The sequence below is a fragment of the Kitasatospora acidiphila genome (assembly GCF_006636205.1).
GTDB lineage: Bacteria > Actinomycetota > Actinomycetes > Streptomycetales > Streptomycetaceae > Kitasatospora > Kitasatospora acidiphila.
On record NZ_VIGB01000003.1, the window covers coordinates 6,919,356 to 6,935,046 of the forward strand.

15 protein-coding genes are annotated in these 15,691 nt (G+C 71.5%); 9 read left to right on the forward strand and 6 right to left on the reverse strand.

Annotated elements, in window-relative coordinates; all coding sequences use genetic code 11:
- Positions 1-3 precede the first annotated feature (3 nt).
- Positions 4-483 carry a hypothetical protein gene (locus tag E6W39_RS32790; protein ID WP_141636573.1) on the forward strand — a complete coding sequence of 160 codons (480 nt, stop codon included), beginning with the start codon at positions 4-6 and terminating at the stop codon, positions 481-483.
- Between the two features lie 123 nt (positions 484-606).
- On the opposite strand, the gene E6W39_RS32795 is transcribed toward E6W39_RS32790, so the two are convergent.
- On the reverse strand, positions 607-1,275 hold the full coding sequence (locus E6W39_RS32795) for an alpha/beta fold hydrolase (protein WP_141636574.1): 669 nt from the start codon (positions 1,273-1,275) through the stop codon (positions 607-609).
- Between the two features lie 174 nt (positions 1,276-1,449).
- Between E6W39_RS32795 and E6W39_RS32800 the strand changes: the two genes are divergently transcribed.
- From E6W39_RS32800 to E6W39_RS32815, 4 genes are all read left to right on the forward strand, one after another.
- Entirely contained in the window at positions 1,450-2,475 is a 1,026-nt protein-coding gene (locus E6W39_RS32800; protein ID WP_228718455.1) for an AraC family transcriptional regulator, read from the forward strand.
- A 21-nt stretch (positions 2,476-2,496) separates the two neighbouring features.
- Positions 2,497-3,252, forward strand: a complete 756-nt coding sequence (locus E6W39_RS32805; RefSeq protein WP_323809122.1) for a helix-turn-helix domain-containing protein — start codon at positions 2,497-2,499, stop codon at positions 3,250-3,252.
- Complete coding sequence (locus E6W39_RS32810) at positions 3,249-3,458, forward strand: DUF397 domain-containing protein (protein WP_141636576.1); 210 nt, start codon at positions 3,249-3,251, stop codon at positions 3,456-3,458. Before E6W39_RS32805 ends, E6W39_RS32810 begins: the two co-directional genes overlap by 4 nt.
- A gap of 237 nt (positions 3,459-3,695) precedes the next feature.
- The gene (locus E6W39_RS32815; protein ID WP_181799551.1) at positions 3,696-4,427 is read left to right on the forward strand and encodes a dienelactone hydrolase family protein; all 732 of its coding nucleotides are present in this window, start codon (positions 3,696-3,698) and stop codon (positions 4,425-4,427) included.
- A gap of 216 nt (positions 4,428-4,643) precedes the next feature.
- Here the strand turns inward: E6W39_RS32815 and E6W39_RS32820 are convergent, their stop codons facing one another.
- Positions 4,644-5,561: an aminoglycoside phosphotransferase family protein gene (locus E6W39_RS32820; RefSeq protein WP_141636578.1), complete on the reverse strand. Its 918-nt coding sequence runs from the start codon at positions 5,559-5,561 to the stop codon at positions 4,644-4,646.
- A gap of 261 nt (positions 5,562-5,822) precedes the next feature.
- Between E6W39_RS32820 and E6W39_RS32825 the strand changes: the two genes are divergently transcribed.
- Positions 5,823-7,151, forward strand: coding sequence for an acyltransferase family protein (locus E6W39_RS32825; RefSeq protein ID WP_141636579.1), 1,329 nt, complete (start codon positions 5,823-5,825; stop codon positions 7,149-7,151).
- Positions 7,152-7,173: 22 nt separating this feature from the next.
- On the opposite strand, the gene E6W39_RS32830 is transcribed toward E6W39_RS32825, so the two are convergent.
- Positions 7,174-7,746 carry a 3'-5' exonuclease gene (locus tag E6W39_RS32830; protein WP_141636580.1) on the reverse strand — a complete coding sequence of 191 codons (573 nt, stop codon included), beginning with the start codon at positions 7,744-7,746 and terminating at the stop codon, positions 7,174-7,176.
- 197 nt (positions 7,747-7,943) lie between these two features.
- On the opposite strand from E6W39_RS32830, the gene E6W39_RS32835 reads away from it, so the two are divergent.
- From E6W39_RS32835 to E6W39_RS32845, 3 genes are all read left to right on the forward strand, one after another.
- Positions 7,944-8,522, forward strand: coding sequence for a dienelactone hydrolase family protein (locus tag E6W39_RS32835; RefSeq protein WP_141636581.1), 579 nt, complete (start codon positions 7,944-7,946; stop codon positions 8,520-8,522).
- Positions 8,523-8,533: 11 nt separating this feature from the next.
- Positions 8,534-9,757 (forward strand): winged helix-turn-helix domain-containing protein, encoded by a 1,224-nt coding sequence (locus E6W39_RS32840; RefSeq protein WP_181799552.1) that lies wholly within the window; start codon positions 8,534-8,536, stop codon positions 9,755-9,757.
- An 84-nt stretch (positions 9,758-9,841) separates the two neighbouring features.
- Positions 9,842-10,279 (forward strand): DUF3574 domain-containing protein, encoded by a 438-nt coding sequence (locus E6W39_RS32845; RefSeq protein WP_141636583.1) that lies wholly within the window; start codon positions 9,842-9,844, stop codon positions 10,277-10,279.
- A 29-nt stretch (positions 10,280-10,308) separates the two neighbouring features.
- On the opposite strand, the gene E6W39_RS32850 is transcribed toward E6W39_RS32845, so the two are convergent.
- From E6W39_RS32850 to E6W39_RS32860, 3 genes are read right to left on the reverse strand one after another with little or no spacing between them, the layout of a single operon-like run.
- Positions 10,309-10,944 carry a maleylpyruvate isomerase N-terminal domain-containing protein gene (locus E6W39_RS32850; RefSeq protein ID WP_141636584.1) on the reverse strand — a complete coding sequence of 212 codons (636 nt, stop codon included), beginning with the start codon at positions 10,942-10,944 and terminating at the stop codon, positions 10,309-10,311.
- 22 nt (positions 10,945-10,966) lie between these two features.
- The gene (locus E6W39_RS32855; RefSeq protein ID WP_141636585.1) at positions 10,967-13,804 is read right to left on the reverse strand and encodes a poly(A) polymerase; all 2,838 of its coding nucleotides are present in this window, start codon (positions 13,802-13,804) and stop codon (positions 10,967-10,969) included.
- Positions 13,804-15,684 carry an RNA ligase family protein gene (locus tag E6W39_RS32860; RefSeq protein WP_141636586.1) on the reverse strand — a complete coding sequence of 627 codons (1,881 nt, stop codon included), beginning with the start codon at positions 15,682-15,684 and terminating at the stop codon, positions 13,804-13,806. The genes E6W39_RS32855 and E6W39_RS32860 overlap by 1 nt, the downstream gene beginning before the upstream one ends.
- Positions 15,685-15,691 lie beyond the last annotated feature (7 nt).

The following is a 15,691-nucleotide window of genomic DNA, read 5'->3' on the forward strand; positions in this document are numbered from 1 at the left end:
ACAGTGATCGACGTCGATGTCAATCGGACACCGGGGTGGCTCAAGGCCCGGTACTCCCTGGCCCTGGTCGTTGCGGCCTGGGCATGCACCGTTCCCACGCTGCTGGCGGACGATGACATAGGAGCGCTGCTGCGCAAGTGCCAGAACAGCCCTGGTGCACCGGGCTACGTCCTGCCCCTCGCCTGGGCCGGTCTGGTGCTGGGCATCGGTGCTGTCGGCTGGGGCGGCTGGCAGTTGGTCGCCGTGATGCGGGCCAAGTCGCGCCAGTTCAGCGGCGGGCACGCCCTGCTCTACGCCGTCCTGCCGGTGGCGGCCATCGCCGCGCTGCTCCAAACGGCGGTGCTGCAGACGGCGATCAAGGACTCCCACCCGCGGCCGAGCCCCTGCTTCGGCAGCGCGCGACTGGCGACGGATTGGACTGCGTCGACAACGGGGCTGCCGGGCGCGGTAGTTAGGAATGTGAAGCAGTTGCCGGGGTTGTAGAGGTCGATGGCGCGGCTGCCGTCTCAGGTCATGCCTGGTGATCTGTGCGCTGCCGCGCCAGCGCTGAATCCGCTGTCGTGGACGATGGCAAGCCTGTCGTCCATGCGTCGATGCATCCGCGGTTCAGTCGCCGAGCAGTAGTGCGGCGACCGCCTCCGGGGCCTCGTGCATGGCGTCGTGGCCGGTCGGGAGGTCGTGGACCTGCCACTCGGGATCGGCTTGGAGACGGGTGCGGAGTTCAGCGAACGGCGTCCGGTCCTCCCACCCCGAACAGTAGATGAACTCCCGACGGGGGATCGCGGCGAGCGTGCCGGTGAGCCGGATCGTCTGCAGGAACGAGGCGAAGGGATGCGGGCGGCGGCGGGGATCGCCGCCGCCCGGCGGTCGGACGGCGTAGCCGGTGGCCGCAGCGCCGGTAGCGAACACTTCCCGGAAGTGCTCGTTCGTCGCCGACCAGCACGACTCGCCATCGCGCGGCACGTAGGCGTCGAGATGCACCAGTCGTGAGATCCGGCCGCCGGCGCGATCGGCTGCGGCGGCGACCACCATCCCGGCGTAGCTGTGGCCGACCAGGGTCGCGTCGGTGATGTGGTTGCGATCGAGGTGCCGCAACACGTCGTCGGCGTGCGTGTCGAGGTTGGCGGTCGCGACCGTCGCGTTGTCGTCGTCGGGCCCTAGACCGGTCAGGGTCAGGGCGTGAACGGTGTGACCGGCACGCTCCAGCAGCGGAACCACCGCCTCGAACGACCAGGAGCCCTTCCAAGCGCCGGGCACAAGGACGAACGTCGCCATGAGCTTCTCCTTCTCTCTCAGGTTCTCTCGCAAGCCGCGGCATCGAGGCACGCTGCCTCGATGCCATGTGGTCCGGTCAATCCGGTCGGGCGCTGTGCGCGACCGAAGGCCACGCGGCATGGAAGTAGTGTCACCAGATCAAGGTGTGGCTTGTTACCGATAGGACGCCAACTGATGCCTGTTCACGGCCAACCTCGCCGCAACGCCGGTGTGACGTCGCAAATGTGGCCGACTGGCGGGCGCCACCTCTGGCCGTCCGGCGGAGCAAGCGCACTGCAGTCGCACGCACGGGGACACCTGGTCTACGCAGCCAGCGGCGTCCTGGCAGTTCACACCGAGCGCGGCACGTCGATCGTTCCCGCCAACCGGGTCGCCTGGACCCCCGCCGAGTTCACGCACCACCACCGCGCCCACGGCGACACCGATATGCGGATCGTCTTCCTCGCGCCATCCCTCGCCCGGCTCATACCGGACCATCCCGCCGTGTTCCTGGCCTCCGGCCTCGCCCGCGAGGTCCTGCTCGCCCTGACCAGGCCCCGCGCTTGCGGGGATGCCGCGCCTGACTACAGCCGCTCCGCGCGCTCCCGCCTCCATCGCGTCCTCGTCGATGAACTCCGCGAAGCACCCGAACAGCCACTGCACCTGCCGGAGCCACGGGACGACCGACTGCAAGCCATCGCCCGGATGCTGCACGAGACGCCGGCAGACAACGCCACGCTGGCCGAACTCGGGAAGACGATCGGAGCCAGCAGCCGCACCCTCAGCCGGCTGTTCCGCAGCGAACTCGGCATGACCTTCTACGAGTGGCGCACGCAACTACGCATCCACCACGCACTCGTGCTCCTCGCCGACGGCCACGACACCACCCGAACCGCCTACGCCTGCGGATGGGCCAACCCCAGCAGCTTCATCGCGGCGTTCACCAACATCATCGGCACGACACCGGGCCGTTACCGAACCGGTCCTGGGCCACTGCCCACGCATCTCAACTCCCGGCGGTGGTTGGGTCGTCGGGGTGATGCGCAGTGGTGCGCACGCGCACCCGGACCGATGTGGTCCGCGAGCGGCGGACAGGAGATGACCCCCGGCGTGCCTCGCGATTTCCGCGCAAGGACAGAGTCGAAAAGCGGCCCGGAGCAGTCTGCTCCGGGCCGTTTTCTCGTAGCGGTGACGGGAGTTGAACCTGTGATCGCTGGGTAACCGCGCGGCAGGTCACGACTGGTGAGGCGGTGGTCTCAGGTCGAGACCGGCAAGCGGATGGGGTACTCGAACACCCTCATCTCGTACCTCGAAAGAGGACAGCGTTCCCCAACAAGGCCGTTCGCTGTTAAAGCTGATGAGGTGTTCGGTACGGGCGACCTGTTCCTCGAACTGTGGCGGCGCTACACGCGTGCCGCTCAACTGGAGGGCTTCGCCGAGTTCGCTGACGCCGAGGCTCGGTGTCGGCGGCTGCGGGCGCTGGCGCTGACGGTAGTTACGGGACTTTTCCAAGTGCCGGACTACGCCTGGGCGCTAGCGCTAGCTGCCGTGGAACGTGGTGCCATCACGCGCGCAGCGGCTGAGCAGCGGGTGGAATTCCTGCTGACGCGCCAACAACTTCTGCTGCAGAAGTCGCCACCCATCGTCCATGCCGTGTTGGACGAGAGCTGCCTGGCGCGACCGATTGGCGGTCCAGTCGTGATGGGCAAGCAGTTCGACCACCTGGCTGAGCTAGCAGCCCGACCGAACATCACCATCCAGGTGGCGCCCTTCTCGCTCGCTGAGAACCTACCGTTCACGTTGCCAGTGATCCTCCTCGATCTGCCGGACGGCACCGTAATCGGGTATGCCGAATCGCAGACTCAGGGTCATCTTGAGCGTAGGCGCCAGACCGTAGCGGGATGGGAGAGAGAGTACGATCAGCTACTGGTGGAAGCGCTGCCCAAGGCGCCCTCCCTGGCACTGATTCGCAAAGCTCGAAGGGAGCTTGCTCCATGATCCCTGACCTGTCCAACGCTTCCTGGTTCAAGTCGTCTCACAGCAACAATGGCGGTGAGTGCGTAGAGGTCTCCGCCAGCCTCCCCAGTGCCGTCCCGGTCCGCGACTCCAAGAACCCCGATGGCCCCGCCCTGATGTTCACTCCCGAGGGCTTCGCCGCCTTCGTCCTGGGCGTGAAGCGTGGTGCCTTCGCCGCCACTGTGTGACAGATCGTCAATCTGACTAATCGTCCCCCATGCACGTCACCACGGACCCCAACTCGCCAAATCCGCGACAGACTCCGCCCGTTGAGTTCCACGAGGCGGGGGCATCCCGGGTGGGCGGTGGGAGTCGGCCACCCGGGCGTTCCGGGACGCTCATCAGAACTCCCGACGCCGCCGTGACCCCGCGGCGCCAATACGATGTCGGTGATCACCGTCCGACCAATACCCACGGGGGAACTGATGACGGGTCAGTGGCAGGAACTCAACACACCGGGTGGCATCGAGGCGTACGTCCAGCGGCCGGCGGGCGAGCCGCGGGGTGCGGTGGTGGTCTGCTCGGAGTTGTACGGGGTGAACGAGTACGTGCGCGGGATCTGTGCCGAGCTGGCCGGGCTCGGGTACCTGGCGATCGCGCCGGACTACTACTGGCGCGACGCCCGGCGCACCGAGCTCGGCTACTCGGCCGAGGAGCGCGACACCGGCATGGTGCTGATGCGCGCGTTGGGCCGCGACCAGCTGGTGGCGGACGCCGGCGAGGCACTCGCGTTCGCCCGGGCGGAGGCCGGCGGGCACGGCGTGGCCTTCCTCGGGCTGAGCATGGGCGGGCACATCGCGGTGCGGGCGGCCACCGAGCTGCGGTTCGAGCTGGCGGCCGTCTTCTACCCGGGCTGGCTGCTCAACTCCGGGATGCCGCTGGTCGGTCCGGTGCCGCCGCTGGAGACCGCGGAGCGGATCGCCGGGAACGGCGTCTTCGTGCTGGGCTTCTGCGGCGATCTGGACCACATCCTCCCGCCGGCGGAGTGGCAGGCCGCCGAGCAGCGGCTGACCGAGGCGAAGGTGGCGCACGAGCTGGTCACCTACCCCGGCGCCCGCCACGGCTTCGCCTGTGCCGACCGGCCCGCCGACCACGACCCCGCCAGCGCCGAGGATGCCTGGCAGCGGGTGCGCCGGGCGCTGGCCGAGCACCTGTAGCCCGCCGGTCGGCCGCTCACCGAGTGGGGGTCGTACGCAGACCCCGCCCGCGCGGGGCTGGAGCGCTGGTTGCTCCGGTGCTCCTCGATGGACGATCACCATCTGATGACCCATCGGCTCGCCGGCGGAGAACACCCTACCTGGCGCGGAACGTGACCTCCGGAATCAACGATGGAACGCCCCGTCAGGGGTGTGCGAGCACGTAAGGCCGATCGATCAGCGCCCGGCCGTTGCGATGAGGCGCCGCAGCGCAGCGTGGCCGGGTGGGCCCCAGGTGGGCTTGCCGCCGGGGCGGCCGTGGTCGCCGGCGTCTCCGATGAGGATGCAGGAGAGGGCCTTCAGTACCGCGTAGCCGCGGGCGCGGCGCAGGGTCGCCGCGTCCGGGGTCGGCTGGTACGCGGCGTGGAAGCGGTCGGCGGCGCCGTCCGGCAGCAGGAGCCACGCGGCGGCGAGGTCGCAGGCGGGATCGCCCGCACAGAGGTCGCCGAAGTCGATCACGCCGCAGAAAGTGCCGTCCGCGGTGAGGACGTTGGCCGGATGCAGGTCGGCGTGGAGCCACAGTGCGGGGCCGGCCCAGTCGGGCGCCGCGGCGGCGTCCTCCCATACGGCGCGCACCGCGTCCGGGTCGGGGAGCAGCCCCAGCTCGGTGGCCGAGGCGAGCTGCGCGGCGAACCCCTCGGCGTACTCGGCCAGCGGTCCGCCCCGGTAGCGACCGGCGGGCGCCCCGGTGGGAGCGGGCTGGTGAAGTTCCGTCAGGAAGGCGGCCAAGGTGTCGGCCGCCTCCGCAGCGCGCGTGGCGGGGGCGCGGTCGGCGGGCTCGCCCTGCACCCAGGTGGTGACGATCCAGGGCCGTGGAAACCGCTCGGAGGGCTCACCGAGGCGCTGCGGGACGGGGACCGGCAGCGGAAGCCGCGGAGCGAGGGCCGGCAGCCAGGCGTGCTCTTTGCGCAGCAGTGCATCGGCGGACTCCGTCGCCCAGGGCAGCCGCACGGCGAGGTCGTCGCCGAGCCGCCACAGCTGGTTGTCCCAACCGCGCGCGCCGAGCTGCACGGGGTGGTCGGCCAGGTCGGGGTGCTGGTCGCGCAGCAGCTCCCGGACCAACTCCGCGGTGATGTCCATCTCGGTGTGGGTCATGCGGAGCAACGGTAGTCGGCTGTTGGTAACGAGCGTGTCACAAGCTCAGGCGGGGTGATCCCGCTGATCAGCCTCTTGCATACGAGGTATGCATACTCGGTATGCTGCTTCACAGGGCTCGACGAGTCCCCGCCGACGGCGCGCGCAACCTCCTGTGCCCGCCCATGCCCCGTGATGCCCCGAACCACTGGGACGCGTCCGAGCGAGGTTCCTGATGCAACGTCATCTTCCGCTATCTGCTGACTGGTTGGTGAACACACAATGAGTGGCACTCTCTCCGTGCCGGAGACGGCACCGACCGCCCCGAGACCCCCCGCCGGCAAGGCGGCCCGACCGAACAGCGCTCGGCTCGGCTGGCTGGACGGCCTGCGCGGGATCGCGGCGCTGCTGGTGGCGATCCACCACTTCGGACTGGCGGACTGGATCCCCGGGGGAAAGGACTTCGAGAAGCACTTCGATCTCGGCCTCTATCCGGTGATGCTGTTCTTCCTGGTCAGCGGCTACATCGTGCCCGCCTCGCTGGAACGGCGCGGTGACGTCCGGGGGTTCTGGGTGGGCCGCATCTTCCGGATCTACCCGCTGGTCATCATCGCCGTCACGCTGGCGGCCGTGCTGCTCCCCAAGGACTACTCGGCCGTGCCGTCGCAGGTCACCGACCGCCCGTTCTGGGCGTACCTGGCGAACCTCACGCTGCTGCACGAAATGACCAACATCGCCAGCGCGTTGGGCTCGATGTGGACGCTCTGCTACGAGATGGTCTTCTACTTCTTCGTCAGCGCGCTCTTCGTCAACGGCCGCCACCGCCAGAGCGCCCCGATCTCGCTCTTCTTCGCCGGCGCCGCGCTGCTGCTCGGCGCCTGGTGGAAGCCGCAGTTGATCACGCCCAAGGCGGCGTGGGTGGCTCCCGGCCCGACGCACCACATCATCGCGGCCACCGGGCTGCTGATGCTCACCGGCCTGGTCCTGATCACGCTCGGCCGCCCGCAGCTGATCCGGATCGGCGCCATGCTGCTCGGCGGTCTCGGCGCGGCGCTGCTCTTCATCAACGCCCGCTCCACCTTCTTCGAGAGCATGACGATCCTGGCCACGATGTTCGCCGGCACCGTCATCTTCCGCGCCGAGCAGCGCCAGATCGACCGCAGCCTGGCCTGGATCTGCTGCGCGTTCGTGCTGACCACCGGCTTCCTGGTCGGCTACTTCTACGACAACCCGGATGCCCAGAAGATCACCTGGACCGGCAGCTGGCAGGGCTTCTCCCTCGCCTACGTGGGGGCGTGGGCGACCTTCGGGCTGGGGATGCTGCTGCGCAACCGGCGCTGGCCCCGGGTGCTGACCTGGCTCGGCAAGATCAGCTACTCGGTGTACCTGGTGCACCTGCCGGTCCTCTGGGCCACCTGGTGGTTCAAGGACAAGGTCGTCCACTTCCCGGACAACGGCGCCGGCCGCTGGCTGCTGCCCGCGTTCTTCATCGCGATGGTCCTGCTGTTCAGCGAACTCACGTACCGGCTGGTCGAGATACCCGGCCAGAAGCTCGGCAAGCGGATCGCCGCCGCCCTGAACCGCCGCACCGGCGACAGCGCGGAGGTTTGAACGGGCGCCGATCACCGTTCGGTCAGCACGGATCCGGCCAGACGCCCCGCTCGGACAGGTGGAGCACGAGGGCGGCGATGTTCCAGGCGTCATCCTCGCCGCGGTGGTGACGGCCTTCGAGTCGCCGCCCGGCGATCTCCAAGGCCTGTGCCATACCTGGGCGTTTGCGAAGCCCGTATGCCTCGGTGAAGGCCGCTTTGGCGTTGGTGTGGTGCCGGCCGAAGGGGTAGGGCGTGCGGGTGTCCTGGCACTGCCGGGTGAACTGCTTGCGGTCGTAGTCTCCCCAACTGGCCCACGGGCGGGACCCGGCGTGGTGTTCGGCCGCCAGCAGCCGGCACGCCTCGGCGAAACTCACCCCTTGGTCCACCTCGTGCTGCGTGAGGCCGGTCAACTCGGTGCAGAACTCGCTGACCGTGGACCGGGCGGGACGCACCAGGATCCGATGCCGGCCGAGGCGCTCGGCGGTGGTCAAGTCGACGACGGTCAGCCCGATCTCGATGATCTCGCTGACCGCGCCCGGCGGTTGGGCGCCGGCCCAGCAGGTGGCTTCGACATCCACGACGTTCAGGAGGCGCTCGGCCCCGGTGCTGTCCATGGCGGGAAGCGTAGGGACGAGTGGCGGGCGGGGCACCTGGGTTTTCTGCTGCGGTGCGGATGTGCGCGACCCCCAGGGCACTACGACCTCATGGGTGCCGATCGTGCCGATCGACATGAGTCGAACGTCTGTTCTAGGATCCCTGTCGATCGTGCGGCCAACCGAGGCCGACATCGAGGGGCGGGAGCGACTCGGGCATGGCAGAGATCGTCTTGTTTCACCACGCGCAGGGGCTGACTCCCGGCGTGGTCGGCTTCGCCGACCAGCTGCGGGCGGCCGGGCACGTCGCCCACACCCCGGACCTGTTCGACGGGCGCACGTTCAACTCCATTGACGAGGGCGTCGGTTACGCACGGCAGGTCGGCTTCGACGAGATCACCGAGCGCGGCGTCCGCGCGGCCGAGGGCCTGCCCGGGGGGATCGTCTACGGAGGCTTCTCGCTCGGCGTGCTCCCCGCCCAGAGGCTGGCGCAGACCCGGCCGGGCGCCCGAGGTGCGCTGCTGTTCTCCGCCTGCCTCCCGGTCTCCGAGTTCAGCGCGGCCTGGCCCGGTGGTGTGCCGGTCCAGGTGCACGCGATGGAGGGCGATCCGTTCTTCGTCGAGGACATCGACGCCGCCCGCGCGCTCGTCGCCGGTGCCGCCGACGCGGAGCTGTTGCTGTACCCCGGAGACCAGCACCTGTTCGCGGACGGCTCGCTGCCCTCCCATGACCCGGGCGCCTCCGCGCTCCTGACCCAGCGCGTGATCGAGTTCCTCGACTCCGTCGACGCGCAGTGACTCCCTCTGTTGTGGCGGTCAGTCAGGCGCAGGCGCGCCGGCTGGCCATCTCACGGCAGTTGCTGTCCGGGGCCCGGCCGCCGGCCGGCGCCGAGGGGGTGCGCGCCGTGTGCCGGTCGCTGCGCTTCCTCCAGCTGGATCCGATCAGCGTCGTCGCCCGCAGCCACGAGCTCGTGCTGTGGAGTCGGCTCGGCGCGCAGGGTGTGGCCGCCTTCGACGAGGTGTGCTGGCGCGACCGCTGGCTGTTCGAGTACTGGGCGCACGCCGCGGCCATCGTCCTGTCCGAGGACTACCCCCAGCACCGGGTGGTGATGGACGCCTACCCCCAGCGCGGCGGTGAGAAGATCGACGCCTGGATCGCGGCCAACGACCGGCTCCGCAGGCATGTGCTGGACCACCTCGGCGAAGGCGAGCCCCTGCCCACCGACGCGTTCGAGGACTGCGCGGTGGTCGACTGGCCGTCGAGCGGCTGGACGAACGGCCGCAACGTCGAACGGATGCTGGGGTTCCTCTGGCGTCAGGGCAAGGTGATGATCGCGGCACGGGCCGGCGGGCGGCGGCTGTGGGGGCTCCCCGACGCCTGCCTGCCGCCCGACGTCGTCCGCGAGCCGCTGGCGCCGCGCGCGATGGTGACCGCCGCCGTCGAGCACTCGCTGCGCGCCCGTGGGCTCGCCCGTGCACTGGACGTCAAGCAGTACTTCCTGCCCGATCAGTACGTCGATCTGCCCGGCGTTCTCGACGAGTTGACGAAGCAGGGCCGCATCCAGCCGGTGCGGATCGAGGGCGCCCCGGCGTCCGAGACCTGGTACGTGCACGCCGACTCGCTGAGCCGGCTGGAGGCGATCCGGGTCGGCGACTGGGAGGGGCGCACGGCGCTGCTCTCGCCCTTCGACAACATGATCAACGATCGGCGGCTGACCGGGCGACTGTGGTCGTTCGACTTCCGCAACGAGATGTATGTGCCCAAGGCGCAGCGGAAGTTCGGCTACTACGTGCTGCCCGTGCTGCACGGCGACCAGTTGGTCGGCCGGGTCGCTCCCCGGATCGACCGGCGCCGGCGGGTCCTGGCCATCGAGGGCCTGTGGCTGGAGCCGGAGGTCAAGCCGACCGCGGCGCTGCGCCGGGCGATCACCGCGGAACTCACGGACCTGGCGGCGTTCGCGGGCGCCGATGCCGTCGAGTTCGGTGACCGTGACACGGTGCCCGATCGCTGGCGCTCCACGCTGCTCGGATGACCTGACCGCGTTGCGGCATGAAAGGTCTTCGCCCGTACGGCTGAACCAGTGCATCCCATGGCCTCGTCGGCCGTTAACCAGGCCATGGAGACCAGGACTTGGGCCGGGCTGCTCGCGGGTGTCGCCGTGCTGGTGACGGGGGCGACCCTTGCCCCCGTCGCCGGCGCGGCCGATGCGCCGACCGCGCCGCGCGACCCGTACACCCGCACCGAGCTGTTCTTCGGCACTGAGCGGCCCAATGGCGGTACTGCCGTCACCGACCAGGAGTTCCAGGACTTCATCGACTCCCAGGTCACGCCGCGCTTCCCCGACGGCCTCACCGTCGAGCAGGCGCGCGGCCAGTACCGGGACAGCCACGGCGTGATCGAGCATGAACGGTCTTACGTGATCACGCTGTTGTACCCGACTTCCAAGGGGAGGACGGCCGGCGCCGCAGTCGAGGAGATCCGCCGCGACTACGACCAGCGGTTCCAGCAGGAGTCGGTGGGACGGGTGGACGAGCCGGTCAAGGCGTCCTTCTGAGGCGTCGTTCCAGCGTCCCGGCGTCGTGATCAGAACACGTTGATCGCCCCCGGCGCCCGCTCCGCCCGAGTCAGCGCCCGCAGCATCGCGCCCTGACCGTGGCGCCGAGTGGCCAGGCGGGACAGCAGCGCGAGCACCGGGTCGTAGGCGTCGTCGGCGAACTCGGGCGTGGCCCAGCCGAGGCTGGCCGCCAAGTCGTCCTGATGCACCACCAGTTCCACCAGCCTGGTGGCCAGGAAGTCCTCAAGTCGCAGCGCCCATCCCGTCTGCGGCAGGAACAGCACCTCCGCACCGGTCCGCTTCGCCAACTCGCCGTGCTGCTCGGCAAGTGCGGCGCGGGCCCGGACAACCAGGGGCGCCGGGCCCTCGGTGCCGTGCTGCTCGGCGTGCGCCCGGATGCCCGCATTGGCTTCGCTGTCGAGCGGGGCGCCGATCCAGGCGGCGCGCTCGTAGTGGTCCAGCAGCGGGATCGGCGGCTCGGCGGACTCGGGGGCGGCCAACAAGGCCGAGACGCTGAGGATTTGGTAAGCGAGGTGGCCGGCGAGGGCGCCGACCGTCATCTCCGGCAGCGCGCTTGGTTGCTGCCAGGCTGCGGCAACATCCGGGTGAGCCACGAGAGCTACCGCTTGCTCGGCGGCGCTCAGGTAGCCGGTGATGACGGTCATCGGTCCTCCAGGCTGGTCCGGGTCAACGCAAGGTGGGTACGTCGCCGCCATGTTGCCACTCGACGGTGACTCCGGGCAGGCCGGCGACCCAGGGGGCGACGAGTTCGGCGAGGCGGGCGGGGTCGGGCGGGGTCTGGCCGAGGCCGATCGCGAACCGGGCCGACGTCGGGCCGGCTTCGAAGGGGCGCGGCCAGGCGTGCAGGTCGGGGGAGTCCTCGGCGAGGGCGGCGAGCAGGGTCAGCAGCCGACCGCGCATCCGGCCGAGCAGCTTCTCGAACGCCTCGGGGTCGGCGGCCCGCAGGGAGACGGTCGCCCAGCCCGCGTGGCGGCGGTGCAGTGGCGGGCCGGCCAGCGGCTGGTCGGCAGGATCACCACCGCCTTCCGTCAACTCCCAAGCGCGGTACAGCTCCTGGCCCAGCAGCTCCAGCCCGCCCGGCAGCAGCTGACCCGTGCAGCTGCGGACCGGCTCGGACGGCGTCAGCACGGTGCCGGGCGGGTACGAACCGCCGTCCCCCGCCCCGAGGCTCACCGGCCGCTGCCAGTCCCAGGCCGCCCAGTCGGCGAAGAAGGCGCACCGCAGGGCGTCGCCGTCCAGCTCCGGATGCGCGAGCACCGTGCGGGCCGCCAGCACGGCCCAGGCCACCCCGGGCAGTCCGCCGAACGGCGCGCTGTCCAGGCCGCGTGCCTTGGCCCAGGCCTTCACCTCGCGGGCCAGCCGGGCGAACGCCGGGTGGCGGTCGCCGACGGCCGCGCGCACCGCGTCCGCATCGCTCACCGCACTCAACGCGAGCGCGGCCGACTCCCCGAGCTCGGCGCGCCGGTCCACCGCCTCGGCGGGCGGCAGCGCCCCAGCACTCACCAGCACCAGATCGACGCCGAGCCCGCCCAGCCGGAACCGCAGCCCGGGGACCCGGGCACCGACCACCTCGCGCACGGCGGTGCCCGCAGGCAGGACGGCGGTGAGGCGCTGCTCGATGTCGGCAGGCCGTTCCTCACCCGGCAGCACGGCCGCCAAGTCCAGGTCGGACCCGTCCAGCGCGCACCCCATCCGGCGCGAGCCGACGACCTCCAGCACGGCGCCCGTTGCCGCCAGCGCCCGTGTCACCAGCTCCAGCGCCGCGTCGACCGCCTCCGCATCGGGCTCCCCGCCCGACGGCGGCCAGCCGCCCCGCGCCTCCGGCAGCCACCGCAGCTCGCCCGTGCCCAGCGCGACCACGGCACGCGGACGCATCGGTCCGGCGCCCCGGCGGGACAGCAGCACCACGGCGCCGACATCAGCCCACATGGTGTCAAGATGCCGATCCGCAAAAGAGATCACGGCCTGCGGGTCGCTACTGCGCCCAAGGCTCAGATGCGGGGTGAATCCCGGCGCGCGCCCCCGGCAGCGCGGGAACCGCCGCAGCAGCTCGTCCCGCAGGGCGGCCCACGGCTCCTCGCTGTCGGCCGCCGGGTCGAGCCAGACCGTCGCATCGCCGTGGTGCTTGAAGCTGTGCACACCCGCCAGCCGGGCCGTGAACGGCGCGACCTCGGCGGCGGCCGCCGCGACCAGCGGTGCCGCGCGGTCGAACGCGGACTCCGGGACGAAGCCGAAGAGCAGGTTGACGTGCGGCGGCCAGCGGTGGATCTGGCGGTCGTGCCGGCGGCGCACCTCCTGGATGGCGGGCCACAACTCGTCCGGCGGGAGCCAGGCCACCGCCGTGCGCGCCGTGGGCGCGATGTCGAGCGCGCCGCCCGGCGGGTCGTCCAGATCGAGTTGGCTCGCCACACCGTAATGGTCCGACACGAACAGCCCGTCCGGACCGGCGACGCGCCCGAGCAACTCGGCGGCGACCACGCGCGGGCCGCCGGGGCGCACCAGGATCCGGTCCAGGCGCGCTGCCCGCCCGGTCAGCGAGGAGATCGCGGCGAGCGGGTTGGCGGTCGGGTCGAAGGTCGGGGTGTGTGAGGCCGCGCCGTGCACCTCGGTCCACGCGTCGCGCATCCCCAGCGCCGCTCCTGGTCCCTGAGCTCCCTCGCGGCCGTCATTGAAGTCGCCGAGCAGCAGCAGGTCGCCCGGGGCTCCGGCCAACCCATCGGCCAGCTCGGCTAGTTCACGCTCGCGCTTGGCCGCGCCGTGGTCCGAGTGGTCGCTGCTCAGGTGGGTCGCCGCGACCACCAGCGGGCCGGCGGCGGTCTCCACGGTCAGCGCGGCGACGGCCTTGTGCGGGCCGAGGCTGTGCAGCGCCGCCTCACGCACCGGCAGTCGGCTCAACAGCAGCAGGCCGTGCTCGGTGACGTCCCGACCGTCCGGGGCGCAGCTCACCGTGTAGTCGGCGCGCACCCAGGGCGTGCGGAGGAGGAGGTCGAGCAGGGCGGGCTCGACCTCCTGCAGGGCGATCACATCGGCGTCGGCGGCGGCGAGGGCGGCGAGCAGCAGCGGCCGGCGCTGCGCGGTGGCGATCCGGTTGCTGTCGTAGCGGTCCCACAGGACGTTCCAGGTGACCACCCGTGGACGCAACCCGGCTGTGCCACTTGGGAGTTCGGGAGCCGCCTCGGCCGCACGCCAGGCACCGGCCGCGTCGTCCCACCGGTAGGCCGGGCGGGCGCTGAAGAACGGCGCGCCCAGTCGGCGCGGTTCGCGGGCCCGGCCGGCCGTGCCGCGGTCCAGCACGTCGAGGCCGGTCGCCCGGTCCCACACCAACTCCCCGTCGGCCTCCACGAACAGCACCCGGTGCCAGGGGATGTCGCCGCCCGGCACGAAGGCCGGCAGCGCTATCCGCTTGGGCTCGGCCTGCCGCCGGCTCACCCCGAGCACGAAGCGGGCCGGGTCGAACCGCGGGTCCCAGCGGACCTGGTGGTAGATCTGCTCGCTGGTGCGCATCAGTACTCCTCGGTGAGCTGGGCGTCGCCGAGCGGCCCACCGTCGAGCGGCGCCTCGGCGGATCGCGCGCCACCGATCCGCCCGTCGCAGGACCACCCGTGATCGAACCGCGCGCCGCCGGGCCACCCGTGGTCGAACCGCACGTCACTGAGGGGCCCGTCGTCGATCTGCGCGTCGTCCGTGTCCTCGACCGTGCCGCCCGGCCCGATGTACCAGGTGCGGTGGGCCTCGCCGGGGTAGGGCGGGGTGAACCGGCGTAGTTGGGTGGTGAGGACGCTCTCGGGCACCGGGTGCTCGCGGACGGCGTTGCGGCGGCGCAGCTTGGCCTCGTCGGCGAGCAGCACCGCGTGGGTGGTCAGCGCGTCGCGGCGCTGCGCCACCGCGTGCACCTGGGCGCGCTGGTGCCGGTTGAGCGAGGTGGCGTCCCAGACGACCGTGCCACCGGCCGCCAACGCGGCGTCCAGCCGGGCCAGTCCGTCGCGCAGCACCTCGCCGTTGGCGCGCTGGTCGGCGCGGTCACCCCGGTCGGTCCGCAGTTCGTCCAGTGCGACGAAGCAGTCAACTCCCTTGAGATGCCGGGCGAAGACGCTCTTGCCGCTGCCGGACGGGCCGACCAGCTGGATCAGCCGGGGGAACCGGCCATCCCGCCAGCGCCAGGTGGCGGCCACCGCCTCCGCCGCCGTGCTGAGCCGCCCGGCCGCGAACGCCTCCCGGGCCTGCGCCCAGCAGCGGTCCACCACCTCGGCGTCCAGCCCGGCCAACTCCGCGCGCAGCTCGGTGCGCAGCGGTGCCAGCGGTGCGGGGCCGAGCAGCCCGGCGTCCTCGGCGTGCAGCGCGGACCACTCGACCTGCTCGCGTTCCTCATCGGTTGCCGCGACGGCCGCCGCCACCGCGTGCAGCACTCCGAGGTCGGCCGCGATCGCCAAGCGCCGCAGGCCGGTCGGGCGATCCTGGTCGGGGTACGGCCGCAGCACCCGGTCGTGCAGCCCGACCAGATCGGCGACCCGCCGGGCCAGCGGCATGCCGACGACCGGGGCCAGCCGCCCGGCCAGTCGACTCCGAGGGGTGCCGTGCAGCAGCGCGGCGAGCACGCCGGCGAGCCGGGCGTCTCCCGTGCACCCCAGCACGTCGAGCCGCTCGGCGACCGCGGCCACCCGGCGCTCCGGCGAACCGAGTTCGAGGCCCCCGGTCACTCCGAGTGCCGCCAGCAGCTGGCCCGGCTCGGCCGCCGCGCCGGAGCGGACCGCCCAGAGTGCGGCGGCCGGGCCCAGCTCGTTGGGCACCACGGCCGCGTGCATCCAGTGCGTGCTGGTCTGCACATGGCCGGCCCGGACCCACTTGGCGACCCGCCGCCCGAACTCGGCCCGGGCGAACCCCGCGACGCTGCGCACCACATAGCCCTCCTGGCGGTCCAGGTCGAGCTTCAGGGCCCGCAGTGCCCGTTCGTCCAGCACCCCGCGCCACAGCACCGGCGGCACCGGTATGCCCCGAGCGCGCAGCCAACGAACCGTCAGATCCCAGTCCAGACAGCGGTCCTGACCGTTCCAGACGGAGAACCCGTAGAAGAAGCCGGCCAGTTCGCGGTACGGGATCGAGTGCCGGGCGTACAGGTTCTCGCCGCAGATCCGCCAACCGGCCGGGATGCTCGGGCCGATCCGCCCCTGCAGCGCCTTGACCCAGGTGCGGGACGGGTGGTGCGCGGAGTCCAGCGAACGGGCGTGCAGGCCGTCCTGGTAGAGGGTGGTGTTCTCACCGTCGAGCTTCTCGGTGACCACCACCTCCAGGCCGCGCAGGCCGGACAGGTCACCGGTGCGGACGTCGTCCCCGGAAGCGCCCGGCGACCAGGGCAGGTGGGGCGTCCGGGGATAGTGCGTGCGCATGATCGAC